The sequence below is a fragment of the Brevundimonas sp. SORGH_AS_0993 genome, from assembly GCF_030818545.1.
GTDB lineage: Bacteria > Pseudomonadota > Alphaproteobacteria > Caulobacterales > Caulobacteraceae > Brevundimonas.
This window is the reverse complement of record NZ_JAUTAH010000001.1, coordinates 474,823-500,147: the sequence shown is the minus strand read 5'-3', so window position 1 is coordinate 500,147 and position 25,325 is coordinate 474,823. Positions and strand designations below refer to the sequence as shown.

Below are 25,325 nucleotides of genomic sequence, written 5' to 3'. Positions count from 1 at the left end.
AGCCCCTTTCGTCTCGGCCGCGATCCCGTTTGGGAATCGCCGACCCGTTAGCGTGAGCGCCTTAGCGGTAAGGCGCGTCGAGTTCCAGATTCTTGGCGATCTCGCGTTCCCAGCGATCCCCGTTGTCCAGCAGTCGGGCCTTGTCGAACAGCAACTCCTCGCGCGTTTCGACGGCGAACTCAGAGTTCGGCCCTTCCACGATGGCGTCCACCGGGCAGGCCTCCTGGCACAGGCCGCAGTAGATGCATTTGACCATGTCGATGTCGTAGCGGGTCGTGCGGCGGCTGCCGTCAGCGCGCGGTTCGGCCTCGATGGTGATGGCCTGCGCCGGGCAGATGGCCTCGCACAGCTTGCAGGCGATGCAGCGTTCCTCGCCGTTCGGATAACGGCGCAGGGCGTGCTCGCCCCGGAAGCGCGGCGACTGCGGGTTCCGCTCGAACGGATAGTTCACGGTCGCCTTAGGGCGCGCCATGTATTTCAGGGTCAGGCCAATGGCGCCGATGGCGTCGAGCATCATCGCGCCCTTCGCGGCCTGGGCGATACGGGTGAACATCAGGGCTTATCCTTCGCGGCAGGCGTCGGTGCGGGCGTTTGGGCGGCCTGAGACGCGACGGTCTGACTGGCGCGCCAGTCGGCTTCGATGCGCGCCTGGCGACGCTCCCATTGATAGCTGGATTCCGGGATGCGGGTGTCGGGCGCGCAGGCCATGACGACCGGTGCGGCGACGATCAGAAGGGCCAGCGCGCGAACGCCCATCACGACCCCACCGCAAACACGCGCCAGGCCGATGTCACGACCACGGCGACCAGAGAGGCCGGCAGGAAGACCTTCCAGCCCAAACGCATCAGCTGGTCGTAGCGGTAACGCGGCACGAACGCCTTTACCAAGGCGAACGCCAGGAACCAGATCACTGTCTTGGTGACGAAGGTCAGCAGATAGATCGCATAGGCGACCCACGTCGGCAGGCTGTCCAGGAAGGACTGCGACAGGAAGCCTGGATTCCATCCTCCGAAGAACAGGATGCTGATGAACGCCGACATAAAGACGATGTTGACGTACTCGCCCATCATGAACAGCAGATAGGTCGTGGAGCTGTATTCGACCTGATAACCGGCCACCAGTTCCGACTCGGCCTCGGGCAGGTCGAAGGGCGGTCGGTTGGTCTCGGCCAGGGCCGAGATGAAGAAGACGATCATCATCGGGAACATGACGACGACCAGCGGCCAGGTGTCCTTGCCTCCGCCGAAGACGTACCAGTTCCAGGCATAGCCGCTCTGGCTGGACACGATCCCGGACAGGTTCATCGTCCCGGCCAGCAGGATCACATTGATGATGATCAGGCCCAGGGAGACTTCATAGGATACCATCTGCGCGGCCGACCGCAGCGAACCCAGGAACGGATACTTCGAGTTCGAAGCCCAGCCGCCCATGATGATGCCGTACACGCCCAGCGACGACACCGCGAAGATGTAAAGGATGCCGACGTTCAGGTCGGACACGACCCAGCCCGGCGCGAACGGAATCACGGCCCAGGCCATGAAGGCCAGGATCACGGTGATGATCGGCGCCAGCAGGAACACCGCCTTGTCCGCGCCTGAGGGGATGACCACCTCCTTCAGCACGAACTTCAGCATGTCCGCGAACGACTGCAGCAGGCCGAAGGGGCCCACGACGTTCGGTCCCTTTCGCATCTGGACCGAGGCCCAGACCTTGCGGTCGGCCAGCAGCAGGAAGGCCACGCCGACCAGCACGCCCACAGTGATCAGCAGGATCTGGCCGACCGTGATCAGCGTCCAGCCCAGCGGCGAGAAGTTTGCAGCAGCGTCCATGACTTACTCCGCCGCCATCGCGACCGGGGCGACCCGCAGGGCGGACAGCTCGGCCATGGTCGCGCTGGCGCGCGCGATCGGATTGGAAAGATAGGGGTCGGCCACGGCCGAAACGAAGGTCCGGTCGCCCAGATCGCCCTTGGCGCCCAGGCTGGCCACGTCGAACGCCGCCGGCGCGGGCAGATAGTCGACGCGCCCGAACGTCGGGTGATCGGCCATCAGCTTGGCGCGCAGCTGGTCCAGGGTGTCATAGGGCAGCGTCTGGTCGACACGGGCCGACAGGGCGCGGATGATGGCCCAGTCTTCCTTGGCCTCGCCCTTCGGGAAGACCACGCGCTCGGCCATCTGCACCCGGCCCTCGGTGTTGACGTAGAGGCCCGACTTCTCGGTATAGGCCGCGCCCGGCAGGATCACGTCGGCGCCGTGCGCGCCCCGGTCGCCGTGACTGCCCAGATAGACGCGGAAGGCGTTCGAGCCGGTCGGATCGACCTCGTCGGCTCCCAGCAGGAACAGCACGTCCAGCGCATCCGGCTTCAGCATCTCGGCGACCGTCAGGCCGCCTTCACCGGGCACGAAGCCCATATCCAGACCGCCCACGCGCGCCGCGGCGTGGTGCAGGACGTTGAAGCCATTCCAGCCTTCGACGACCACGCCGACCTTCTTGGCCAGGGCGCCCAGGGCGTTCAGGACGGCCGAACCGCCCTCCCCCGTCAGCGCGCCCGCGCCGACGATGATCGCCGGACGCTCGGCCTTGGTCAGGAAATCCATCGCCGACTTGGGCAGCTTGGCCAGGGTCTTCGATCCGGCGCCCAGATAGGCGTAGTCGAACGTCAACTCGGCCTGTTCGCCGATCAGGCCGATCTCCATCCCGCCCTTCAGCCAGGCCTTGCGCAGGCGGGCGTTCAGCAGCGGCGCCTCGGTGCGCGGATTGGCGCCGACGATCAGGACGGCGTCAGCTTTTTCAATGCTTTCCAGGCCGGAATTGAACAACCATCCCTCACGCGGGCCATAACCCACAGCGGCGCCGTCCTGGCGGCAGTCGGTGTTGTTCGAGCCCAGGGCGCGGAACAGGTCCAGCGTCGCCTTCATCGACTCCGCGTCCTGCAGGTCGCCGGCGATCACGCCGATGCGGTCGGCCGGCGCAGCCTTCAGCTTGGCGGCGACGGCGTCCAGCGCCTCATTCCACGACGCGGCGCGCAGCTTGCCGTTCTCGCGGACCCAAGGCCGGTCCAGGCGACGCGCGGTCAGGCCGTCGACGACGTAGCGGCTCTTGTCCGACAGCCACTCCTCGTTGATGCCCTCGTTGACGCGCGGCAGCACCCGCATGACCTCGGACCCGCGATAGTCGGCGCGGATGTTCGAGCCGAGGGCGTCCATCACATCGATGGTCTCGGTCTTCTTCAGTTCCCACGGGCGATAGTGGTACTGCCAAGGGCGGTGCGTCAGGGCGCCGACCGGGCACAGGTCGTTGACGTTGCCAGACAGTTCCGAGGCGACCGACTTCTCCAGATAGGTCGTGATCTCGGCGTCCTCGCCGCGCGAGATCATGCCGATGTCCGGCACCCCGGCGACTTCGGTGACGAACCGGACGCAGCGCGTGCATTGGATGCAGCGCGTCATGAAGGTCTTGATCGTCGGCCCCATGTACTTTTCTTCGACCGCGCGCTTATTCTCGGCATAGCGAGAGCCGTCGCGGCCATAGCCCATGGCCTGGTCCTGCAGGTCGCATTCCCCGCCCTGGTCGCAGATCGGGCAGTCCAGCGGGTGGTTGATGAGCAGGAATTCCATCACCCCTTCGCGTGCCTTCTTCACCATCGGCGTGTCGGTGAAGATTTCTTGGCCGTCGGCGGCCGGCAGGGCGCACGAGGCCTGCGGCTTCGGCGGTCCGGGCTTCACCTCGACCAGGCACATGCGGCAGTTGCCCGCGATGGACAGGCGCTCGTGATAGCAGAAGCGCGGGATTTCCTGCCCCGCGAGTTCGGCGACCTGGAGCACGGTCATGCCGGGCTCGAATTCGGTTTCTACGCCGTTGACCTTGGCGACGGGCATCAGCGGGCCTCTTGTTCGGCGGCCGGGGCCGCCATCTGGACATCGACGGACATCTTGCGGCCGTCGCGGAACAGTCCCACGCGGTCGCCGTCGGTCCGGCATTCAAAACTCAGCACCCCGCCGTCCACCGGCGCAGGCCACGACACCTGGCCCTTGCCGTCACCGGCGGGCCTGTAGCTGACCTCGCCGCTCGACTGACCGAACAGGGTCTCGACCTCTTGGCGGCACGCGGCCTCCAGATCGGCCGGGGCGGCGGCGACGGGCGCAACCGGCGCGGCGGCGGCCTTCGGGGCTTCCTTCGCCTGGGGCGCAGCCTTGTCCGCCTCGCCGCAGGCGGCGAGGACGGGCAGGATCAGCATCAGGATGGGAAGACGGCGCATCTCTACTCCGCCGCGATCGCATGGCCGGCGAAGTTCGCGCGGCGGCTGCGATAGTTGGCGATCCGCTCTTCGATCTCGTGACGGAAGTGACGGATCAGGCCCTGAACCGGCCAGGCGGCGGCGTCGCCCAGGGCGCAGATGGTGTGGCCCTCGACCTGGCCGGCGACGTCCAGCAGCAGGTCGATTTCCGACGGATCGGCCTCTCCCACCGCCATCCGCTCCAGCACACGCCACATCCAGCCAGTGCCTTCGCGGCAGGGGGTGCACTGGCCGCAGCTCTCGTGCTTGAAGAAGTAGCTGATGCGGGCGATCGCCTTCACGACGTCGGTGGACTGATCCATCACCGTCACGCCGGCGGTGCCCAGCGAGGAGCGAACTTCGCGCATGGAATCGAAGTCCATCAAGACGGTTTCGGCCTGTTCGCGCGTGATGATCGGACAGGAGGCGCCGCCGGGGATAATGGCCTTCAGGTTTTCCCAGCCGCCGCGAACGCCGCCGCCGTGATCCTCGATCAACTGGCGCAGCGGGATCGACATGGCCTCTTCGACGACGCAGGGCGTGTTCACATGGCCCGACAGGGACATCAGCTTGGTGCCGGTGTTGTTCGGACGGCCGAAGCCGGCGAACCAGTCGGCCCCGCGACGCAGGATGGTGCCGACGACCGCGATCGATTCGACATTGTTCACCGTGGTCGGGCAGCCGTACAGGCCCGCGCCGGCCGGGAACGGCGGCTTCAAGCGCGGCTGGCCCTTCTTGCCTTCAAGCGATTCCAGCAGGGCCGTCTCTTCGCCGCAGATATAGGCGCCGCCGCCGTGGTGGATATAGACGTCGAAATCCCAGCCGTGGACATTGTCCTTGCCGATCAGCCTGGCCTCATAGGCCTGTTTGACCGCCGCCTCCATGCGCTCGCGTTCCAGCACATATTCGCCGCGCAGATAGATGTAGCAGGCGTGGGCCTGCATGGCGAAGCTGGCGATCAGGCAGCCTTCGATCAGCAGATGCGGATCATGGCGCATGATCTCGCGATCCTTGCAGGTCGCGGGTTCGGATTCGTCGGCGTTGACGACCAAATAGTGAGGGCGATCCTTCACTTCCTTGGGCATGAACGACCACTTCAAACCGGTAGAGAAGCCGGCGCCGCCCCGGCCGCGCAGACCCGAGGCCTTGACGTTGTTGATGATCCAGTCGCGGCCAAGGTCCAGCATGTCCTTGGTGGCGTTCCACGCCCCGCGCGTCTTCGCCCCGTCCAGCGTCCAGTCGTGGAAGCCGTACAGGTTGGTGAAGATTCGGTCCTTGTCTTCGAGGATTCCGACCATGGCCCTCAGAGTCCTTCCGCCATGCGGCGCTTGTGGTGACGGGTGCGCATCCAGATGGCCGCCAGAACCATCACCCAGCCGGCCGCCAGCATGAAGTAGGAGGCGTTGACCGCCCAGGCGCCCAGCGCGCCCTGGCGCGTCATCAGGATGACGACGGCCGCCCCCACGACCAGGGCCAGGCCGCCCGCCCGCAGCGGACGCCCCACGGCGCGCAGCTCCTTGCGATAGGCGGTGCGCCCTTCGTCGGTGTTCAGGTCCGGAGCGGGCATCAGGCCGGGGCCTTTTCGGCCGGGGCCGGATCGCTGTTCGGCAGCTTCTTGATCGGCTGGGCCGCCGAGCCGTCATACAACTTCGGGTCCAGCAGGGTCTTGGCCCCGCCGACCGGCGCCGCATTGGTGCGACCGATGTAGGAGCCGCGCTCCGGCGTCTTGCCGGCGGCGAAGTCGTCGATGATCTGGCCGATCGTCTCGGGCGTCAGGTCTTCGAAATAATAGTCGTTGATCTGGGCCATCGGGGCGTTCGAACAGGCGCCCAGGCATTCGACTTCCTGCCAGGTGAAGCGGCCGTCGGCGGACAGATGATCCTTGGGACCGATCTTCTCCTTGCAGACGCGCATCAGCTCATTGGCGCCGCGCAGCATGCAGGGCGTGGTGCCGCACACCTGGATCAGCGCCGTCTTGCCGACCGGCTCCAGCATGAACATGGTGTAGAAGGTCGCGACCTCCAGCACCCGTATGAACGGCATGCCCAACAGTTCGCCGACGGCGCGGATGGCAGGCTCGGACACCCAGCCTTCCTGCTTCTGCACCAGCCACAAGACCGGGATCACCGCCGACTGCCGACGGGTCTCAGGATATTTCTTCAGCCACCATTCGGCCTTGGCCAGGGTGTCCTTCGAGAAGGCGAAAGAGGCAGGCTGGTCCTTGGCGAGACGACGAACGCTCATCGGTCCACTTCTCCGAAAACGATGTCGAGCGACCCCAGGATAGCGGACACGTCGGCCAGCTGGTGGCCGCGGTTCATCCAGTCCATCGCCTGCAGGTGACGGAAGCCCGGCGCCGAGATCTTCACGCGATAGGGTTTGTTGGTGCCGTCGGACACCAGGTAGATGCCGAACTCGCCCTTGGGCGCCTCGACGGCTGCATAGACCTCGCCCTCGGGAGTCTTGAAGCCTTCGGTGTACAGTTTGAAGTGATGGATCAGGGATTCCATCGACCGCTTCATCTCGCCGCGACGGGGCGGCACGATCTTGTTGTCCTCGATCATGACGGGCTCGCCGGGACAGTTGCGCAGCTTGTGGATGCACTGCTCCATGATCCGAACCGACTGCTTCATCTCCTCGACGCGGCACAGGTAGCGGTCCCAGCAGTCGCCGTTCTTGCCGACCGGCACGTCGAACTCCAGTTCGGCGTAGCATTCATACGGCTGGGCCTTGCGCAGGTCCCAGGCGATGTCCGATCCGCGCAGCATCACGCCTGAGAAGGCCCAGGCCAGGGCCTGCTCCTTGGACACCACGCCGATGTCGACGTTGCGCTGCTTGAAGATGCGGTTTTCCGTGACCAGGCTTTCGATGTCGGCCAGGGCCTTGGGGAAGTCTTCGCACCAGCGACCGATATCGTCGATCAGGTCCATCGGCAGGTCCTGGTGAACGCCGCCGGGACGGAAATAGTTGGCGTGCAGACGGGCGCCGCAGGCGCGCTCGTAGAACACCATCAGCTTTTCGCGCTCCTCGTGGCCCCACAGCGGCGGAGTCAGGGCGCCCACGTCCATGGCCTGCATGGTCGCGTTCAGCAGATGGTTGCCGATCCGGCCGATCTCGGAATACAGCACCCGGATCAGTTGGGCGCGGTACGGAACCTCGATGCCCAGTAGCCGCTCGATGGCCAGGCAGAAGGCGTGCTCCTGGTTCATCGGCGCGACATAGTCCAGCCGATCCAGATAGGGCACGTTCTGCAGATAGGTGCGTGCTTCCATCAGCTTTTCGGTGCCGCGGTGCAGCAGGCCGATGTGCGGATCGACGCGCTCGACGATCTCGCCGTCCAGCTCCAGCACCAGGCGCAGCACGCCGTGCGCGGCCGGGTGCTGCGGGCCGAAGTTGATGGTGAACTTGCGGTCATCCATCGACTTGGCGTGGTCGGTGCGGTGATCGACCGGCATGTCCTCGAACGGATCGACGGCGCCGTTCACGGTCGCGGGGGTGTGCGCTCCGTCAGCCATCAGCCCTTCACTCCAGCCTTTTCGTCGCCCGGCAGGACCGGCGCCGGATATTCGGCTCCTTCCCACGGCGACAGGAAGTCGAACGTCCGGAATTCCTGGGTCAGCTTGACCGGCTCATAGACGACGCGCTTCTGTTCTTCGTCGTAACGGACCTCGACATAGCCCGTCATGGGGAAGTCCTTGCGCAGCGGATGCCCCTCGAACCCATAGTCGGTCAGCAGGCGGCGCATGTCCGGATGGCCGGCGAAGACGACGCCGTACATGTCGTAGGCTTCGCGCTCGAACCAGCCCGCGGACGGATAGACGCCCGTGACCGTATCCACGGGCTGGACCTCGTCGGTCGAGACCTTGACCCGCACCCGCGCGTTCCGCGTCAACGACAGCAGGTGATAGACCACCTCGAACCGCTCGGCACGATCCGGATAGTCGGCGCCGCAGACGTCCAGCAGTTGCTGGAAGCCGAACTGATCCCGCAGGGTGGTCATCACTTCGACGATCCGCTCGCGCTGCGCCACCAGCGTCAGCTCGCCATAGGCGACCTGGGCCTCGACGCCCAGCACCGCGACCATCTCGGTCCCCAGCGGCGTCAGCGCCGCCTCGTACTGGGCCTGAACAGCAAGAGAGCTCATCGGTCGATGGTCCCCGTCCGGCGAATCTTCTTCTGCAACTGCAGCAGGCCGTAAAGCAGGGCCTCCGCCGTCGGCGGGCACCCCGGCACATAGACATCCACCGGCACGACCCGGTCGCAGCCGCGAACGACGCTGTAACTATAATGGTAGTACCCGCCGCCGTTGGCGCAGCTGCCCATGGACACGACGTAGCGCGGGTCGGGCATCTGGTCATAGACCTTGCGGATCGCCGGGGCCATCTTGTTGGTCAGGGTGCCGGCGACGATCATCAGGTCCGAATGGCGCGGGCTGCCACGCGGAGCCATACCGAACCGCTCCACATCGAAACGCGGCATCGACATCTGGATCATCTCGACGGCGCAGCAGGCCAGACCGAAGGTCATCCACATCAAGGAGCCGGTGCGGGCCCAGGTGATGACGTCGTCCAGCGACGCGGTCAGGAAGCCGCGCTCGCCCAGTTCGGTGTTCACCGCCTCGAAGAACTTGTCGTGGATCTTGGGGTCATACCCCTCCACGGTCGAGCGAGCGGCCGATCCGGCGGGCACAAGCGCGCCGGCCGATCCGATGGGCAGCGGCGACGAAGGCGCGATCACTCCCATTCCAGGGCTCCCTTCTTCCATTCGTAGATGAAGCCGATGGTCAGGACGCCCAGGAAAACCATCATCGACCAGAAGGCGAAGACCATGCCGCCGTGCGACAGGTCGAACATCGACACGGCCCACGGGAACAGGAAGGCGACTTCCAAGTCGAAGATGATGAACAGGATCGACACCAGATAGAAGCGGACGTCGAACTTCATGCGCGCGTCATCGAAGGCGTTGAACCCGCATTCATAGGCCGACAGCTTCTCGGCGTCGGGGCTCTTCGGCGCCAGCACGAGCGGCAGCACGATGAAGAGAACGCCGATGACGGCGGCGACGCCGGCGAAGATCAGCACCGGCAGATATTGGAGCAGGAATGCGTTCATTCGTGGAACCTCGTCCGCCGGGGAGAGGCGGATTCGGCGCTTCTTAGACCCATCGACGCCGGGGTTCAAACCCCTGCGGCCATTGGATTTTTGTTGCGAACGGATCGCAACTTTGCGCGCCATATGTCGCAGGCCGGGCGCTTGCGCGCAGCCGACGCCGAACGCCCTATTGCAGCCTCTATGCCGTAACCGAAAGTCATCTGCATGAGCGTCGCCAGCCGCGCCCTGAACGCCGTGGAAAGAGTCGGCAACCGCCTGCCCGACCCCGTCTTTCTGTTCCTCTGGTTGATCGGAGGTCTGATCGTCCTCAGCCTGATCGGGGCGGGGTTGGGCTGGTCGGCGGTCAATCCGGTGACGGGCGACCGGCTGGAGGCCCAAAGCCTGCTGTCCGGCGAAAACCTGGAGCGGCTGATCATCGGCATGCCGCGAACCCTGGCGGACTTTCCGCCCCTCGGCATCGTCATCACCATCATCTATGGCGCGGCGGTCGCTGAACGGGCCGGTTTGTTCTCCACAGCCATTCGCGGCGCTCTTTTGAATGCGCCGCGCGCCATCCTGACGCCGGTCGTGGTCATCACCGGCATGGTGTCCCACCATGCGTCGGACGCTTCCTACGTCGTGGTCATTCCTTTGGCGGCCGTGATCTTCGCGGCGGCCGGGCGACACCCCCTGGCCGGTCTGGCCGCAGGATTCGCCGCCGTATCGGGCGGTTATGCGGGCAATCTGTTCCCCGGCGCCAGCGATGCCCTGATCCTGGGGATCACCGAGCCGGCTGCCCATCTGATCGACCCGTCCTATTCGGTGAACATCGCGGGCAACTGGTTCTTCATCGTCGGGGTGGTGATCGTCTTCACCCCCATCGTGTGGTTCCTGACTGACCGGGTGATCGAGCCCCGCCTGGGCCCCTGGACGCCGATCGCTGGCGCGGCGCCGCCCAAGGCTTCGGAAAAGGAACCCCTGACCGCCGATGAAAAACGCGGCCTGGCCTTCGCCGGCTTGTCGCTTCTGGCGATGATCGCGCTCTGGACCCTCGTCACCTTCCTGCCCGGCTCTCCCTTTGTCGATCCGACGGCGGAGCCTGAGCAGAGGTTCAATCCGTTGTATCGGTCGCTCGTGGCCTTCTTCGCCGTCACCTTTTTCGTGACCGGCGCGGCCTATGGGGTGGGATCGCGGTCCGTTCGCTCGCACCGCGACCTGGTCGTCATGATGCGCGACGGCATCGCCCAGTTGGCGCCCTATATCGTTCTGGCCTTCTTCGCCGCCCATTTCGTGGCCATGTTCAACTGGTCGGGCCTTGGCCCCATTCTGGCGGTGAACGCTGCGGCGACCTTGAAGACACTGGCCCTGCCGGCCCCTCTGCTTCTGATCTGCGTCGTCTTCGTTTCCTGCTTCTTCGACCTGTTCATCGGCTCGGCCTCGGCCAAATGGTCGGCCCTGGCGCCCATCGTGGTGCCCATGTTCATGCTGCTGGGCATTTCGCCCGAGATGACGACCGCCGCCTACCGCATGGGCGATTCGGTGACGAACATCGCCACCCCGCTGATGAGCTACTTTCCTCTGATCCTGACCTTCGCCCAGCGATGGGATCCGCGATTCGGTCTGGGATCGCTGATGGCGACCATGCTGCCCTACGCGGGGTCTTTCCTGATCGCCGGCCTGGCGATGGTGGCGGCCTGGGTGGCGCTGGACCTGCCGCTGGGACCGGGCGTGGGCGTGCACTATGATCCGCCGCCCCCCGCCGTGGCGGCGCAGGAGCCTGTGAGCGGCGGCGTGGCCGGGCCACACAGCCCGCCCCAGGCGGCCGTTGTCGCCCCGCCCACAGCCCCGTCGCGTTGACGGCGACGTTTCTCGGAAAAGGTCGCTTGACGCGCTGTGTAAGCCCGCCTAAACGACGCCCCTCGCCGGGGCGCACAGCCGCTTCGGCCGGGAAACGCGGGTGTAGCTCAGTTGGTTAGAGTGCCGGCCTGTCACGCCGGAGGTCGCGGGTTCGAGCCCCGTCACTCGCGCCACTCTCTCTAGAAATAGACGGAGTGGCGCAACCGCCCTTCCCAGAGCTTTCGAGACAGCTCTAAAGTTTCGACCCAGGTACGCGGGTGTAGCTCAGTTGGTTAGAGTGCCGGCCTGTCACGCCGGAGGTCGCGGGTTCGAGCCCCGTCACTCGCGCCACTTCTTTCAGGCATTGCAATAAAGAAGTGGCGCGCCGTCCCGCCGGGCCGTTCGACAGCTGACTTCAGTGAACCGCGAAGGTCGGATTGACCTGGCGGAACGCCATCTCACCTGACAGGTCGCCGTACAGCCGGCATAGGTCCGAGAACACGCGGTTCCAGGCGAACTGGCTGACCGCCTTCTCGCGCGCGGCGCGCCCGATGGCCTCGATGTCGCGCTGGAACAGAGCCTCCACCGCTTGGGCGTAATCGTCGGCCTCGGCGCGCGCGGCCAGTTGCCCCACGCTGTCATCGACCGTCTCGGCCACGCCGCCGGCGTTGACGCCCACGACGGGGCGACCGCAGGCCATGGCTTCCAGCACGATCAGGCCGAACGGCTCCTTGTCGTTGGCGTGAACGAAGGCGTCGCAGCTGGCGACGATCTTGGCCACCGCCCTGGGGTCCTTCTCATAGGGCATGGAGATCACGCGATCCTCGGTCGGCATCCCGGCTCCTGCCCCGACCAGCACCAGATGATAGGGCGCGCCCAGCTTTTGCACCGCCTCGATCAGGACATCGACGTTCTTTTCTTTCGCCGGGCGTCCGGCGAAGCACAGCAGACGCGCATCGTCTTCCAATCCCAGTTCGTTCAGCAGCCATTTCCGGTCCCGGCGATCCGGGCGGAAGGTGTCGATCTCCACCCCCAGCGGACGGATGACGATATTGTCCACACCCGCCTCTTCCAGACGACGCGCGATGAACCGGCTGGGCGACACCACGCGGTCGAACTGGGAGAACAGACGGGCCCAGCGCTTCTCCACCGGCTTCTTGGCCCATTCACCTAGATGCAGCGCCGCCAACCCGGCCGGGTCGGAATGACAGAAGCCGACGACCGGACATCCCACCCGCTGCCCCGCCTCCAGCGCCCCCTGCCCAGGCGTATAGGGATCGCCCGCCTCGATGATCGAAGGCTTCATCGCCGCGACCCAGGCGCTCCAACGCTTGACCGAGGTGGGCCAGCGATAGCCGTCGCCGAATGGAAGCTTGGTCGCCCGCAACTGAACGATGCCGTCAGGGCGTGCCGTATGCCGGGCGCCGGGCACGATCAGCGAATGGCTGACCTCCGGCCGGTTCTCTTCGATCCAGGCCTTTTTCGACAGCAGATACCGTTTCACTCCGCCAGAACGCGGCGCGTAAAGCATGGTGGTGTCCACCAGCCTGGGCCGTTCATCCAGCGATGCCGCCTTCAGCGCCCGGAGCGTCTCCGCCACCTCGATATCCAGGCCAGGAATCAGCCGAAGTTCGCTTTCCTGGACGTCGAGGTCGTTCATGCTCATGCGGAAGGTCTCGCCTGGTCGGGGCTGACGAACGCCGGATGACGTCGTTTGGATGCGTCGCGCGAACGCGCCTGACCGTGGCCCGCCCCTAAACCCGACGACGGCAAAGCTCAATAGCGTCGCGCGAAATCCCTCCGTGGACGGCGTGACCGGCTGGAGCGCTCCTGTTTCCATCGAACGACGATCCTGACATGGCGACTGCCTGGCGCCCCTATGGCCTTGCATTCGCCTCAAATTCGATAAACTTGGGGAACGCTGGCGCGGACCCTGCTATGGGACCGCCGTACTGTGATCGCGTGGCCACCCAGGGGTTTCTTCCGAATGCGTAATCTGCTTGCGACCGCCGTAGCGATCGCCCCCATGCTGGTCGCCACCGGAGCCCAGGCCGAGATCGTGATCTCGAACGCCCGCACCACGCCGATCCAGACCTCCAACGCCACCGGAAGCGGCCCGGACAACATCCGCTTGGCCAGCGGCGGCAGCGTCGCCGTCACGTCCGGAACGGCGGTGACGGTGGATTCCAGCCATTCCATCGACCTGGATTCCGGCAGCTCGATCACGATGGACAAGTCTGCCGACGGCTCAACCGGCATCCTGGTCAACGGCGGCAACACCGGCTCGGTCACGGTCGGCGGCTCCATCAGCGTCACCGACCTGCAAGAGACCGCCGACGTCAAGGACACGGACGGCGACGGCGATCTTGACGGTCCCTTCGCCACAGGGACGAACCGTTACGGCGTCCGCCTGGTCGGCGGCGCGCCCTTCACGGGAAATGTGCTGGTCGAATCCAGTGGCGCGATCGCGGTCGAGGGCAACAATTCCTACGGCCTGTCTGTGGAGTCGGCGCTGAACGGCAAGCTGCAAAGCCTCGGGAGCGTCCGCGTCACGGGCGACAACAGCGCCGCCATCCGCACGACGGGCCCGATCTCAGGCAATGTCGATCTGGCCGGCACGATCTCGGCCCTGGGCGCAAATGCTACCGGCGTGTCCATAGCGGGCGATGTCGGTGGCGGACTGAAAATTCATTCCAACGTCGTTGCTACGGGCTATCGTTATACGACCCCGCCGCCGGTTCGGCCCTCCACCGGCACATACGACAATGCGAAGACCCTGTTCCTCGACGAACTGGACGCTGACGACCTGCTTCAGGGCGGCCCAGCCGTGCATGTCGCCGCTAATGTCGCCCGCGGCGTCGTTCTGGACACCGGACCCACCTATTCGGCGGCGGGAATCGACGGCGACGACAACAACAACGGCGTCAAGAACGGCGACGAGGACGACGACGGCGACGGCATCAAGAACCGCGACGACCCGGATCGCGACGGGGACGGCATTCCCGACGCCAGCGAGACGACGGCCTCCCTCACCTCCTTGGGCGGCGCCCCCGCCCTGCTGATCGGCTCGACGACCAAGAGTGTGACACTGGGCGCGGTCGGAACGGGCGACGCGGCCTACGGCCTCATCAATCGCGGCACGATCACGGGCTCCGGCCTGTACACCGGCGTGGAGTCGCGGGCGTTGCAGATCGGCGTGGCGGGCGGCCAGACAGTCAACATCGTCGGCGGCGTGCGGAATGAGGGGGGCGTCGCCTCCACAGCCCTTAACGCCAATGCGACGGCGGTATGGATCGGCTCGGGCGTCACCGCCACGGCCGTCGTCAACACCGGCAACATTCAGGCTGTCGCATCGGGCAGCACGACACAGGCCGCCACGGGCATCCAGATCGGCGCGGGCTCCAATGTCCAAAGCCTGACCAACACCGGCAATGTCGTGGCCTCCTTCGGCGGCAACCACGGTTCGGCCACCGCCATCCGGGACCAGTCGGGGACATTGACCCAGCTATCGAACGCCGGTTCGATCATCGGCTCGCTGACGCCCAGCAGTTCGGATACGACCCCGGTGGACGGCAAGGCCACGGCCATTGACCTGTCGGCCAACACCACAGGCGTCACCCTGCGCCAATACGGCATTGTCGCCCCTTCGGGCAGCACCGAGAAGGACACGGACGGCGACGGCGTGCCTGACGCCAAGGAACCCTCCATCGTCGGCTCGGTCCTGCTCGGGTCGGGCGCGGACACCTTGAACATCGAAAACGGCGTGGTCCTGGGCGACATCGACTTCGGCGCGGGCGCCGACCGGCTGAACATCAGCGGCGGCGCCTCAGTCACGGGCGCCATCCGGAATAGCGACGGCCTGCTGGACATCAATGTCGGCAAAGGCACTTTGAACGCCGCACAGACGACCAAGACCAATATCTCGAACCTGAACGTCGGCGCCGACGGCACGTTGATCGTCACCGTCGATCCGACCGCCAATACGGCGGGCGGCTTCAATGTCAGCGGAACCGCCAATATCGCCACAGGCGCCGAACTGGGCGTGCGCTTCTCCTCGCTGCTGCAGTCGCCGCAGCGCTTCAACGTCATCACCGCCGGGACGCTGACCGCCGGTCAGATCGATCAAAGCCTTCTTTCCGGCAACTCGCCCTACCTCTACGTCCTCCAGGCTGGCGTCGATCAGACCGCCAACACGGTCTATGTCGACGCCCGCCGCCGTACCGCCGACGAGGCGGGGCTGATCAAGGTGGAGGCCCAAGCCTATGACGCGATCTACAACGCCCTGGGCGCCAACGAGACCGTCAGAAACCTGTTCTTGAACCAGACCGGCCGCGACGGCTTCCTCGACGCCTACCAGCAGATGCTGCCGGACCATTCGGGCGGGCCGCTGATGTCGCTTTCGGCAGGCGTCGACGCCGTGACGCGCGCCCTGACGGGCCGTAACGCCGCCGCCGCACCGGGCGAAACCAGCGCCTGGGTGCAGGAGATCAACTTCTACGCCGACAAGGACAAGACCGATTCCTACGGCTTCCGCTCCGAAGGTTTCGGCCTGGCCGGTGGGGTCGAAAAGGGCACGGGTCTGGGTGCTGTCGGCGTTTCGGCCGCCTTCACCTCGTCCGAAATCAAGGACCCGGAGGCCGAGGCCGAAGAGGTCCTGTCCGCCAACCTCCTGGAACTGGGCCTCTACTGGCGCGCTCAGGGGCAGTACTGGACGACCTGGGCGCGCGCCGCCGGCGGCTACGCCAGCTTCAGCGCCGATCGGTCGCTGGTGGCCAGCGGCGTCTATCTCAACAACAAGTCCGACTGGCACGGCTGGACCGCCGCCGCTGCCGGGGGCGCGTCGTATGAGCGCAACTTCGGCCGCCTGAACGTCCGGCCAGAAGTCTACGCCGAATACTTCCGTCTGTCGGAAGGCGCGCGTTCTGAAAAGGGCGGCGGAAACGGCTTCGACCTCGACATCGACTCGCGCGACAGCCATATCTTCTCGGCGGTGGCCGCGATGAACGTCGGCTACGGTTTCGGCCGCAACGGCTGGCTGCGGCCCGAGGTGCGCATCGGCTATCGCCAGAACATCTCGGTCGACGCCGGCGAGACCATCGCCCGCTTCGCCAGCGGCGGTCCGGACTTCATCCTGTCGCCGGACGCCGTCGAGGGCGGCGGTCCGATCCTCGGCTTCCGCCTGAATTTCGGCAACGAATTGGGCATGCTGTCGCTGACCGGCGACGCCGAACTGCTGGAAGACTACGTTCGCTATTCGCTGCTGCTGCGGGCCAGCTTCCGCTTCTGATCGGCCTGAGCGCGGAAACAGACAAGGCCGCCGGATCGCTCCGGCGGCCTTTTGTCTTGGTAGGCGGCGACGGGTTCGAACCGCCGACCCTCTCGGTGTAAACGAGATGCTCTTCCAGCTGAGCTAGCCGCCCCAAGGCGAGCCGCGCTTATGCCCGCGCGGCGTCAGGCGTTCAAGGCGCTTTTCAAGCCTTCGCCGGGTCGAAAGCGCGCAGTGCGAGATGCTTGGCGGGCCACGGCCTCTCCCGTCTGGGGGTTGCGGGCGACCCCGGCTTTGCGATCCACCACGACGAAACTGCCGAAACCGATCAGTTTCACGTCCCGCCCCTGCGCCAGGGCTTCGGCCACGCCGTCGGTGAAGGCGTCCAGCGCCGCCTTCGCCTGGTCGCGGCTGATGTCGGCCTGCCGGGCCATGTGGCCGATGAGTTCTGTCCTGGTCATGGCGTCTCTCCCGTCAAACCACTTAAGGGCGAAAACGCGACAACGTCAAAAAAGACGCCGCCGGCGCAGAGCCGACGGCGTTTCTCTATCTGTCGCCTGTGTCAGTGGCTGACGGTCGCCGTCGCGCCGTCGACTGGCGGAACAGGCGTCGGCAGTGGCTCGGCCGCCTCATCCCATTCCACCGGGGTCAGGGTGCCGGTGAGGGACCATTTCAACGCCTCGTCCGCCGTGGAAATCGGCACGATCTCCAGCGCCGACTTCACATTGTCCGGCACCTCGGCCAGATCCTTCTCGTTCTCCTGCGGGATCAGCACCGTCTTGACGCCGGAACGCAGGGCCGCCAGCAGCTTCTCCTTCAGCCCACCGATGGCCGTGACGCGGCCGCGCAGGGTGATCTCGCCCGTCATTGCGATGTCCTTCCTGATCGGAACGCCCGTCAGGACCGAGACCATGGCCACCGTCATGGCGACACCGGCGGACGGACCGTCCTTGGGCGTAGCCCCGTCCGGCACGTGGACGTGGATGTCGGTCTTCTCGAACACCGGCGGCTTGACGCCGAAGGCCAGAGACCGTGCGCGGACGTAGGACGCCGCAGCCGAGATCGACTCCTTCATCACGTCCTTCAGATTGCCGGTCACGGTCATGCGGCCGCGGCCCGGCATCTTGATCGCTTCGATGGTCAAGATGTCGCCGCCGAACTCGGTCCAGGCCAGGCCGGTGACGATGCCGACCTGATCCTCCTCGTCCGTCTCGCCATAGCGGAACTTCTTGACGCCCGCATAGTCGGCCAGCTTGGCCGCATCGACAGTGATCGACTTGGCGCCCGTCTTGGCCATTTCGCGCACGGCCTTTCGCGCCAGACCGCCGAGAGCGCGCTCCAGCGAGCGGACCCCGGCCTCGCGGGTGTAGTAGCGGATCAGATCGCGGATCGTGTCGTCGGGCACGGTCAGTTCGCCGTCCTTCAGCCCATGGTCCTGAAGCTGCTTGGGCAAGACGTGGCGCTTGGCGATCTCGACCTTCTCGTCCTCGGTGTAGCCCGACACCCGAATGATCTCCATCCGGTCCATCAGCGGCTGCGGCATGTTCAGGCTGTTCGCTGTCGTCACGAACATCACCTGAGACAGGTCGTAGTCCACTTCCAGATAGTGGTCGCCGAAGGTCGAGTTCTGGGCCGGATCCAGCACCTCCAGCAGGGCCGAGGACGGATCGCCGCGCCAGTCGGCGCCCAGCTTGTCGATCTCGTCCAGCAGGACGAAGGCGTTGGTGGTCTTGGCCTTCTTCATCGACTGGATGATCTTGCCGGGCATGGAGCCGATATAGGTCCGGCGGTGGCCTCGGATCTCGGATTCGTCGCGCACCCCCCCCAGCGACATGCGGACGTACTCACGCCCCGTCGCCTTGGCGATGGACTTGGCCAGAGAGGTCTTGCCGACGCCAGGAGGGCCGACAAGGCACAGGATCGGCCCCTTCAGGCTGCCGGTGCGGGCCTGGACGGCCAGATACTCGATGATCCGTTCCTTGACCTTCTCCAGACCGAAATGATCCTCTTCCAGGATGTCCTCGGCCTTCTGCAGGTCGATCGGCTTCTGCTTGGCCTTGCCCCAAGGCACGGACAGCAGCCAGTCGAGATAGTTGCGCACCACGGTCGATTCCGCCGACATGGGCGACATGTTGCGCAACTTCTTGACCTCGGCCTCGGCCTTGATGCGCGCTTCCTTCGACAGGCGCGTCTTGCGGATGCGCTTTTCCAGATCCATGATCTCGTCGCGCGCGTCGTCGGTCTCGCCCAGCTCGCGCTGGATCGCCTTCATCTGCTCGTTCAGATAATATTCGCGCTGGGTCTTCTCCATCTGGCGCTTCACGCGCGAGCGGATTTTCTTCTCGACCTGAAGGACCGAGATTTCCCCTTCCATCAGCCCATAGACCTTCTCCAGCCGCTTGGGCACGTCGAAGGTTTCCAGAAGGCCCTGTTTGTCGGCGATCTTGACCGACAGATGGGCCGCGACCGAATCCGCCAGTTTGGAGGCGTCGGTGATCTGTGGGATCGAACTAAGGGCCTCGGGCGGGACCTTCTTGTTCAGCTTCACATAGTTTTCGAACTGCTCGACTACGGCCCGAAGCATGGCTTCAGCCTGGGAGGGCTCGCCCGCCTCGTCCTCGATCTCCACCGCCTCGGCCTCGAAATAGTCTTGACGGTCGGTGAAGCGCGCCAGGCGCGCGCGCGACTTGCCTTCGACCAGCACCTTCACCGTGCCGTCCGGCAATTTCAGCAGTTGCAGCACACTGGCCAGCACGCCGATGGGATAGATGGCGTCAGGCGACGGGTCGTCGTCGACGCTGTTCTTCTGGGTCGCCAGAAGAATCTGCTTCTCACCCTTCATGATTTCGTCGAGCGCCTTCACCGACTTCTCTCGGCCGACGAACAGCGGCACCACCATGTGCGGGAAGACGACGATGTCGCGCAGCGGCAGGACGGGCAGGGTCTTGGATTCAGTCATGATGCACATACTCCCGGGCCATTGCGTATCTCCGGCCCGCCGTCACGGTCGCCGGACAACAGGCCCGGCCAGCGCGTGACGACCCGTCGATTCCGACGGCGTTCGGACGAGTATGTGGTTTGAAAGACCCACGGTTCAAGCGTGGCGGTCGAACGGCCCACATCTGCGTAATGCCGGGGCGGCGCGAAGCCGCAAAAAACGAAAGGGCCGGACGGTCTTCCGCCCGGCCCTCCCTCAACAAGATCACAGCGTTCAGGCCGCGCCGTCGGCCTTCTTCTTGGAAGCTTCCGAATAGATCAGCAAAGGCTGGGCCTTACCGTCGATGACCTCGGCGTTGACCACCACCTCTTCGACGCCTTCGAAAGTCGGTAGTTCGAACATGGTCTCCAGCAAAATGCCCTCCAGAATCGAGCGCAGGCCGCGCGCGCCGGTCTTGCGCGTGATGGCCTTCTTGGCCACGGCGGTCAGGGCGTCGTCGGTGAAGGTCAGTTCGACATTTTCCATCTCGAACAGGCGCTTGTACTGTTTGACCAGGGCGTTCTTGGGCTCGGTCAGAATGGTGACGAGCGCCGCCTCATCAAGGTCCTCCAGCGTCGCCAGCACAGGCAAACGGCCGATGAACTCAGGGATCAGGCCGAACCGCATCAGGTCGTCCGGCTCGACGCCCTTCAGGATGTCGCCCGTGCGCCGCTCGTCGATCTCCTTGACCTTGGCGCCGAAGCCGATCGAGGCCCCCGCGCCGCGCGCCGAGATCACCTTCTCCAGTCCGGCGAAGGCGCCGCCGACGATGAACAGGATGTTGGCGGTGTCGACCTGCAGGAACTCCTGCTGCGGATGCTTGCGCCCGCCCTGCGGCGGCACGGAGGCGACGGTGCCTTCCATGATCTTCAGCAGGGCCTGCTGCACCCCCTCGCCTGACACGTCGCGCGTGATCGAGGGGTTGTCCGACTTGCGGCTGATCTTGTCGATTTCGTCGATATAGACGATGCCGCGCTGGGCCCGCTCGACGTTGTAATCCGACGCCTGAAGCAGCTTCAAAATGATGTTCTCGACATCCTCGCCCACATAACCGGCTTCGGTCAGGGTGGTGGCGTCGGCCATGGTGAAGGGCACGTCGATGATGCGCGCCAGCGTCTGGGCCAGCAGCGTCTTGCCCGAGCCGGTCGGCCCGATCAGCATGATGTTCGACTTGGCCAGTTCGACGTCGTTGTTCTTCGTCGCGTGGTTCAGACGCTTGTAGTGATTATGGACGGCGACCGAGAGCACCTTCTTGGCATGGGCCTGACCGATGACGTAGTCGTCCAGAACGTCGCGGATTTCCTTGGGCGTCGGCACGCCGTCGGACGTCTTCTTGAAGCCGATCTTGTGCTCTTCACGGATGATGTCCATGCACAGTTCGACGCATTCGTCGCAGATGAACACGGTCGGGCCCGCGATGAGTTTGCGCACCTCATGCTGGCTCTTTCCGCAGAACGAGCAGTAGAGAGTGCTTTTGGCGTCTGAGCCGGCGGCTTTGGTCATGGACCCTTATCTCACTCCCGCGAGGCGAACCGAAATGGGCCGCAACGCGCTTCCTTCACATTGATTCCACCACCGTGGACGCAAAGGTCTTCAAAAAATGACAATCACCCATCGCACGTTCCACGACAACCCCGAAGGCGATAGGGCATTGTCGCGGCGCGTGGATGGTTCAGCATCCCTGGGGATCACGGCGAATGTCTGACATGGGAAGTCTGCACGATCGGCGCCAGTCCCACGCCGAGGGCGGACCCATCGTCGCCTTCGATTTCGACGGCACACTGACGATTCGTGACAGTTTCACGGAGTTTCTGCGCTGGCGGGCTGGACCGGGTGTCTGGGCGCTTGGCCTAGTCAAGCTGGCGCCTGCGGTGGCGGCCTACGCGCGGGACCGCGACCGGGGCCGGATCAAGGAAGCGTCTGTGCGCGAATTTCTTGCCAGCATCGACCGCAAGACGCTGGAGGCGGATGCGGCGCGCTTCGCCGATCATATCTGGCCTCGTTTCATGCGGCCAGACGCGCTGGCGGTCTGGAACGATTGGGGCGCCCGCGGCGCGCACCGAGTGATCGTGACCGCCTCCCCCACCGTCACCGTGGCGCCGTTCGCCCGCCGACTGGGCGCTGAAGCCTTGCTGGGCACCGAGATGGCGTTCGACGATCAGGACCGCGTGACCGGCGCCTTCATTGGCGACAATTGCCGAGGCGAGGAAAAGGTTCGTCGCCTGAAGGCCGCCTATGGCCCGGACATGGTCCTGACCGCCGCCTATGGCGACACTTCGGGCGACGCCGAAATGCTGGCCATGGCCCAGGAACCGGGCTTTCGCGTCTTCCGGCAGAAGCCGTAAGGGTCAGCGCCCGTCCGCGTCCACATCGAACACGACGGGCTTGCCCCGTGACGCCGCGTCCCAGCCCGCCGCGATGGCGGCCGTCACCGCGTTGCGGATCGCTTCGACATTGACCCGCTGCTTTTCCAGGTCGGGCCGGCCGTTCGGGCGCATCGGCATGGGAAACTGCACGATGGCCTCGCGCTTGAACGCGCGGTGCCGCAGGGACACGGCCATCCCCTCCCAGCTTCCCTTGCCCGTAGGGCGCGGCTGACGGCGCAGTTCCCAATCATAGGTTTCGCCATCGACCTCGACTTCGCCGCGCTGGTCTCTCGTGTGCTGCATGACCAGCCTGTTAGCACAAAAGAAAAGGGGCGCACCGTTCCCGATGCACCCCGCGTATTCAGATCAAGCCCGATCAGTTGCCGGGCGTCTTGACGCCGTCGGCGTCGGCCTGCTCGCGGCGGTCATAGACATGGTCGACAATGCCCCAGGCCTTGGCCTCTTCCGCGCTCATGAAGTGGTCGCGGTCCAGGGTCTTTTCGACCTCCTCATACGTCCGACCCGTGTGGTGGACGTAGATCTCGTTCAGACGACGCTTGGTGTAGCGGATGTCGGCGGCGTGCAGTTCGATGTCCGACGCCTGGCCCCGGAACCCGCCCGAGGGCTGGTGAACCATGACCCGCGCGTTCGGCAGGGCGATCCGCTGGCCCGCCTCGCCGGCCGTCAGGATCAGCGACCCCGCCGAAGCGGCCATGCCCATCACGACCGTCGACACCGGGCTCTTGATGTATTGCATCGTATCGTAGATCGCGAGCGCCGACGTCACCTGACCGCCGGGGCTGTTGATGTACATGCTGATTTCCTTTTTCGGGTTCTCCGATTCCAGAAACAGCAGCTGGGCGCAGATCAACGACGCCATGCCGTCCTCGAACGGCCCCGTCAGAAAGATGATCCGCTCGCGCAGCAGGCGCGAGAAAATATCAAAGGACCGCTCCCCCCGGCTGGATTGCTCCACCACCATGGGAACGAGGTTGTTGGAGATGAAGTCGATGGGATCGCGCATTAAGGCCTTCTCAGAATGCAGATGCGACGATTCAGGACGTCGCTCATTGGCTTCTGCATATCGCGTCCATAGGGCGTCTATGCAAGGCAGAGGCTTCAAGGATGCGGATCATGGGCCCGCAACCTGACACTGCGCTCCCCAACCATACCTCTGATAATATCTCTAGATTGCTGGTCGGGGCGAGCGCGATCCCGACGCGCGGCGTACAGGGATGCTAGGTAATCCCGATCCCACTGAGTAAGTCCAGTCGGCTTTTCACCGGGTCCGAATAGGTTCAAGACGCTATCATATTGGGTTGCATCTGACCCCAGTTCGATCTGCGCGAGCGCGACCATAGCGACATAGTCGCTGAGCGCCCCGAACCCCACCGACCCGATCTTACTGACATCCAAGATAATCATGACTCGCGCCAGATCATCCCGAACATTTGAACGCAGGCGCGATGCGTCCCGAACTGCAATGTTGGGGGCTTCCTCGCCGTCCAGCCGAACAGCGATGTCCCCGGTGTCCACACTTACGGGTAAACTGACATGCCACCACCGGACTGCGGCGTCACTGGATTTGAAACGCTCCAAAGCAGCGCTTCCCAAATCGGTATTACTGCGGGATGGACGAAAGCCGGATGGATTGTCGTCCACAAGTTTAGTCGCCAACTCCCTGCCGTTGGATGTGGCGATAATCATGATGTCCGGGCGGCAGCCTGGCGCGCCGATATCCAAACCGACGGCTGAGGCTGTTTGCGCGACGCGGTCGATCATGAACTGCGCATAACGGCCATCGAGATTGGTGACACCAACGCAGATCGATCGGTCCCAACGCGCCAGCCCTCTACCCTTGGCAGGCGCTGCGACGTCATTGATGAAGGACTGAACCTGGGTTTCCAACCGCCGCGCCGTCACTTCGACATCGCCAAGATTCGTGGGCGCCGCATCCTGCTGAGCTGGGGACGTTTGGTTGCTTGTCGGAGATTCCGTTTGAGCTTGGCCAAAGAGGCTCAAAAACGAGACAACAGCCACGGCCGACAAAAAGCTCATCTCGAACCGCCCCATCTTTCAATAGAATCAGAAAAGGGCCCACCAACTGCGAGCCCTTTTCCAGGATAGACTTAGCCACGACAAAACGGAAGTTACGCTTCCGTAACGCGCTTCACTCTTCGTCTTCGTCCTTCAGCAGCTCTTCCTTCGTGATCGGCTTGTCGGTCACGTCGGCGACGCCCACGATCAGGTCGACGACCTTTTCTTCGTAGATGGGCGCGCGCATCTGGGCGGCGGCGTTGGGGTTCTGGCGGTAGAAGTTCAGGACAGCCTGTTCCTGGCCCGGATAGTTGCGGGCTTCCTGCAGCAGGGCGGCGTTCAGCTCCTGATCCGTGACCTGGACGTTGTTGGCGCGGCCGATCTCGGCCAAGACCAGACCCAGGCGCACGCGGCGCTCTGCGATCTTCTTGTACTCGGCCTTCAGGTCTTCGTCGGACTTCTTGGCGTCCTCTTCGGGCAGGCGGCCGGCGGCCTTGTCGGCCTCCACCTGTTGCCAGATGCCTTCGAACTCGGCCTCCACCATCTTGGGCGGCAGCGGGAAGTCGTGGGCCTCGTCCAGTTGATCCAGCAGGGCGCGCTTCAACTTGAAGCGGGCGGCGCCGGCGTACTGCTGGTCCAGGTTCGACTTCAGCAGTTCCTTGAGCTTTTCCAGCGACTCCAGGCCGATGCGCTTGGCGAATTCGTCGTCAATCTTGGCTTCGGCTTCAGCCTTGATGGCCTTCACCTTGATGTCGAAGGTGGCCTTCTTGCCGGCCAGATGGGCGGCTTGATAGGTCTCGGGGAAGGTGACTTCGATGGTCTTCTCTTCGCCGACCTTGGCGCCCGTCAGTTGCTCTTCGAAGCCGGGGATGAAGCGGCCCGAGCCGATCACCAGGTCCGCGTCCTCGGCGGCGCCGCCCTCGAAGGGTTCGCCGTCCAGCTTGCCCAGGAAGTCGATCGTCAACTGGTCGCCCTCGGCGGCCTTCACGGTCTTGCCCGTCTTGTCCTCGTAGGTCTTGGCCTGACCGGCCAGTTCCGTCAGGGCCTCGTCCAGATCGGCGTCCGACGCTTCATAGGTCGGGCGTTCCAGCTTCAGGGTCTTGGGATCGACCGGCGTGAACTCCGGCATGACTTCCAGGGACATTTCGTAGGCAAGGTCTTCCTGACCGGCGATGACCTTGTCCATGTCAGAGGTCAGCTTCATCTCGGCCGGAGCCGCCGGGCGGACCTTCACCTCGTCCAGAGCCTTCTGGCTGGTTTCGTTCAGCTCGGCGTTGATGATCTCGCCCATGAAATCGCGGCCGAAGGTCTTCTTGACGTGGGCGGCCGGCACCTTGCCCGGACGGAAGCCCTTCAGCTTCATCTGCGGGGCGACTTCCTTGACGCGGGCGTCGAGCTTTTCGTTCAGCTCCGCGACGGGGATTGTGACCGCGATCACGCGGCTGAGGCCTTCGTTCGACTTTTCGACGACTTGCAT

The 25,325-nt window shown here is 64.8% G+C and carries 23 protein-coding genes and 3 tRNA genes; 5 read left to right on the top strand and 21 right to left on the bottom strand.

The window, feature by feature from the left end; all coding sequences use genetic code 11:
- Window positions 1-61 precede the first annotated feature (61 nt).
- Genes nuoI through QE389_RS02525 form a run of 12 tightly spaced genes read right to left on the bottom strand, consistent with a single transcriptional unit; the run spans window position 62 to window position 9,387 of the window.
- Complete coding sequence (gene nuoI, locus QE389_RS02580; RefSeq protein ID WP_307364374.1) at window positions 62-553, bottom strand: NADH-quinone oxidoreductase subunit NuoI; 492 nt, start codon at window positions 551-553, stop codon at window positions 62-64.
- On the bottom strand, window positions 553-756 hold the full coding sequence (locus QE389_RS02575; protein ID WP_307364372.1) for a hypothetical protein: 204 nt from the start codon (window positions 754-756) through the stop codon (window positions 553-555). Before QE389_RS02575 ends, nuoI begins: the two co-directional genes overlap by 1 nt.
- Window positions 756-1,829 carry an NADH-quinone oxidoreductase subunit NuoH gene (gene nuoH, locus QE389_RS02570; protein WP_307364370.1) on the bottom strand — a complete coding sequence of 358 codons (1,074 nt, stop codon included), beginning with the start codon at window positions 1,827-1,829 and terminating at the stop codon, window positions 756-758. The genes QE389_RS02575 and nuoH overlap by 1 nt, the downstream gene beginning before the upstream one ends.
- 3 nt (window positions 1,830-1,832) lie before the next feature.
- Window positions 1,833-3,878: an NADH-quinone oxidoreductase subunit NuoG gene (gene nuoG, locus QE389_RS02565; protein WP_307364368.1), complete on the bottom strand. Its 2,046-nt coding sequence runs from the start codon at window positions 3,876-3,878 to the stop codon at window positions 1,833-1,835.
- Window positions 3,878-4,258 (bottom strand): hypothetical protein, encoded by a 381-nt coding sequence (locus QE389_RS02560; protein WP_307364366.1) that lies wholly within the window; start codon window positions 4,256-4,258, stop codon window positions 3,878-3,880. Before QE389_RS02560 ends, nuoG begins: the two co-directional genes overlap by 1 nt.
- Before the next feature lie 2 nt (window positions 4,259-4,260).
- Window positions 4,261-5,574 carry an NADH-quinone oxidoreductase subunit NuoF gene (gene nuoF / locus QE389_RS02555; RefSeq protein WP_307364364.1) on the bottom strand — a complete coding sequence of 438 codons (1,314 nt, stop codon included), beginning with the start codon at window positions 5,572-5,574 and terminating at the stop codon, window positions 4,261-4,263.
- 5 nt (window positions 5,575-5,579) lie between these two features.
- A complete protein-coding gene (locus QE389_RS02550; protein WP_307364362.1) occupies window positions 5,580-5,843 on the bottom strand; it encodes a hypothetical protein in 264 nt (87 codons plus the stop codon).
- Complete coding sequence (gene nuoE / locus QE389_RS02545) at window positions 5,843-6,520, bottom strand: NADH-quinone oxidoreductase subunit NuoE (RefSeq protein ID WP_307364360.1); 678 nt, start codon at window positions 6,518-6,520, stop codon at window positions 5,843-5,845. Before nuoE ends, QE389_RS02550 begins: the two co-directional genes overlap by 1 nt.
- Window positions 6,517-7,791 carry an NADH-quinone oxidoreductase subunit D gene (locus tag QE389_RS02540; protein ID WP_307364358.1) on the bottom strand — a complete coding sequence of 425 codons (1,275 nt, stop codon included), beginning with the start codon at window positions 7,789-7,791 and terminating at the stop codon, window positions 6,517-6,519. Before QE389_RS02540 ends, nuoE begins: the two co-directional genes overlap by 4 nt.
- Complete coding sequence (locus QE389_RS02535) at window positions 7,791-8,420, bottom strand: NADH-quinone oxidoreductase subunit C (protein WP_307364356.1); 630 nt, start codon at window positions 8,418-8,420, stop codon at window positions 7,791-7,793. Before QE389_RS02535 ends, QE389_RS02540 begins: the two co-directional genes overlap by 1 nt.
- Window positions 8,417-9,040 carry an NADH-quinone oxidoreductase subunit B family protein gene (locus QE389_RS02530; protein ID WP_307364354.1) on the bottom strand — a complete coding sequence of 208 codons (624 nt, stop codon included), beginning with the start codon at window positions 9,038-9,040 and terminating at the stop codon, window positions 8,417-8,419. The genes QE389_RS02535 and QE389_RS02530 overlap by 4 nt, the downstream gene beginning before the upstream one ends.
- A complete protein-coding gene (locus QE389_RS02525; RefSeq protein WP_307364352.1) occupies window positions 9,010-9,387 on the bottom strand; it encodes an NADH-quinone oxidoreductase subunit A in 378 nt (125 codons plus the stop codon). Before QE389_RS02525 ends, QE389_RS02530 begins: the two co-directional genes overlap by 31 nt.
- Window positions 9,388-9,591: 204 nt before the next feature.
- Here QE389_RS02525 and QE389_RS02520 point away from each other — a divergent pair, with 204 nt between their 5' ends.
- The 3 genes from QE389_RS02520 to QE389_RS02510 all read left to right on the top strand — a co-directional run bounded on the left by QE389_RS02520 (window position 9,592) and on the right by QE389_RS02510 (window position 11,553).
- Complete coding sequence (locus QE389_RS02520) at window positions 9,592-11,223, top strand: AbgT family transporter (protein ID WP_307364350.1); 1,632 nt, start codon at window positions 9,592-9,594, stop codon at window positions 11,221-11,223.
- Window positions 11,224-11,319: 96 nt separating this feature from the next.
- Window positions 11,320-11,396 (top strand) — tRNA-Asp (locus tag QE389_RS02515).
- An 80-nt stretch (window positions 11,397-11,476) separates the two neighbouring features.
- Window positions 11,477-11,553, top strand: a tRNA-Asp gene (locus tag QE389_RS02510).
- Window positions 11,554-11,617: 64 nt separating this feature from the next.
- Here QE389_RS02510 and QE389_RS02505 read toward each other — a convergent pair.
- Entirely contained in the window at window positions 11,618-12,868 is a 1,251-nt protein-coding gene (locus tag QE389_RS02505) for a glycosyltransferase (protein ID WP_307364348.1), read from the bottom strand.
- Window positions 12,869-13,189: 321 nt separating this feature from the next.
- Between QE389_RS02505 and QE389_RS02500 the strand changes: the two genes are divergently transcribed.
- Window positions 13,190-16,489 (top strand): autotransporter outer membrane beta-barrel domain-containing protein, encoded by a 3,300-nt coding sequence (locus QE389_RS02500; RefSeq protein ID WP_307364347.1) that lies wholly within the window; start codon window positions 13,190-13,192, stop codon window positions 16,487-16,489.
- Between the two features lie 57 nt (window positions 16,490-16,546).
- On the opposite strand, the gene QE389_RS02495 is transcribed toward QE389_RS02500, so the two are convergent.
- The 4 genes from QE389_RS02495 to clpX all read right to left on the bottom strand — a co-directional run bounded on the left by QE389_RS02495 (window position 16,547) and on the right by clpX (window position 20,948).
- Window positions 16,547-16,622, bottom strand: a tRNA-Val gene (locus QE389_RS02495).
- A gap of 31 nt (window positions 16,623-16,653) precedes the next feature.
- The gene (locus QE389_RS02490) at window positions 16,654-16,929 is read right to left on the bottom strand and encodes an HU family DNA-binding protein (protein WP_307364345.1); all 276 of its coding nucleotides are present in this window, start codon (window positions 16,927-16,929) and stop codon (window positions 16,654-16,656) included.
- Window positions 16,930-17,030: 101 nt separating this feature from the next.
- Complete coding sequence (gene lon, locus QE389_RS02485; protein WP_307364343.1) at window positions 17,031-19,427, bottom strand: endopeptidase La; 2,397 nt, start codon at window positions 19,425-19,427, stop codon at window positions 17,031-17,033.
- A 252-nt stretch (window positions 19,428-19,679) separates the two neighbouring features.
- Window positions 19,680-20,948, bottom strand: a complete 1,269-nt coding sequence (gene clpX / locus QE389_RS02480) for an ATP-dependent Clp protease ATP-binding subunit ClpX (RefSeq protein ID WP_307364341.1) — start codon at window positions 20,946-20,948, stop codon at window positions 19,680-19,682.
- A 203-nt stretch (window positions 20,949-21,151) separates the two neighbouring features.
- On the opposite strand from clpX, the gene QE389_RS02475 reads away from it, so the two are divergent.
- Window positions 21,152-21,790 (top strand): HAD-IB family hydrolase, encoded by a 639-nt coding sequence (locus QE389_RS02475; protein ID WP_307364340.1) that lies wholly within the window; start codon window positions 21,152-21,154, stop codon window positions 21,788-21,790.
- A gap of 3 nt (window positions 21,791-21,793) precedes the next feature.
- Here QE389_RS02475 and QE389_RS02470 read toward each other — a convergent pair whose 3' ends face one another.
- The 4 genes from QE389_RS02470 to tig form a co-directional block, all read right to left on the bottom strand.
- Window positions 21,794-22,114, bottom strand: a complete 321-nt coding sequence (locus QE389_RS02470; protein WP_307364338.1) for a hypothetical protein — start codon at window positions 22,112-22,114, stop codon at window positions 21,794-21,796.
- A 73-nt stretch (window positions 22,115-22,187) separates the two neighbouring features.
- Entirely contained in the window at window positions 22,188-22,835 is a 648-nt protein-coding gene (locus tag QE389_RS02465; protein WP_307364336.1) for an ATP-dependent Clp protease proteolytic subunit, read from the bottom strand.
- A gap of 95 nt (window positions 22,836-22,930) precedes the next feature.
- Entirely contained in the window at window positions 22,931-23,869 is a 939-nt protein-coding gene (locus tag QE389_RS02460) for a hypothetical protein (RefSeq protein ID WP_307364334.1), read from the bottom strand.
- Between the two features lie 112 nt (window positions 23,870-23,981).
- Window positions 23,982-25,325 (bottom strand): trigger factor, encoded by a 1,344-nt coding sequence (gene tig, locus QE389_RS02455; protein WP_307364332.1) that lies wholly within the window; start codon window positions 25,323-25,325, stop codon window positions 23,982-23,984.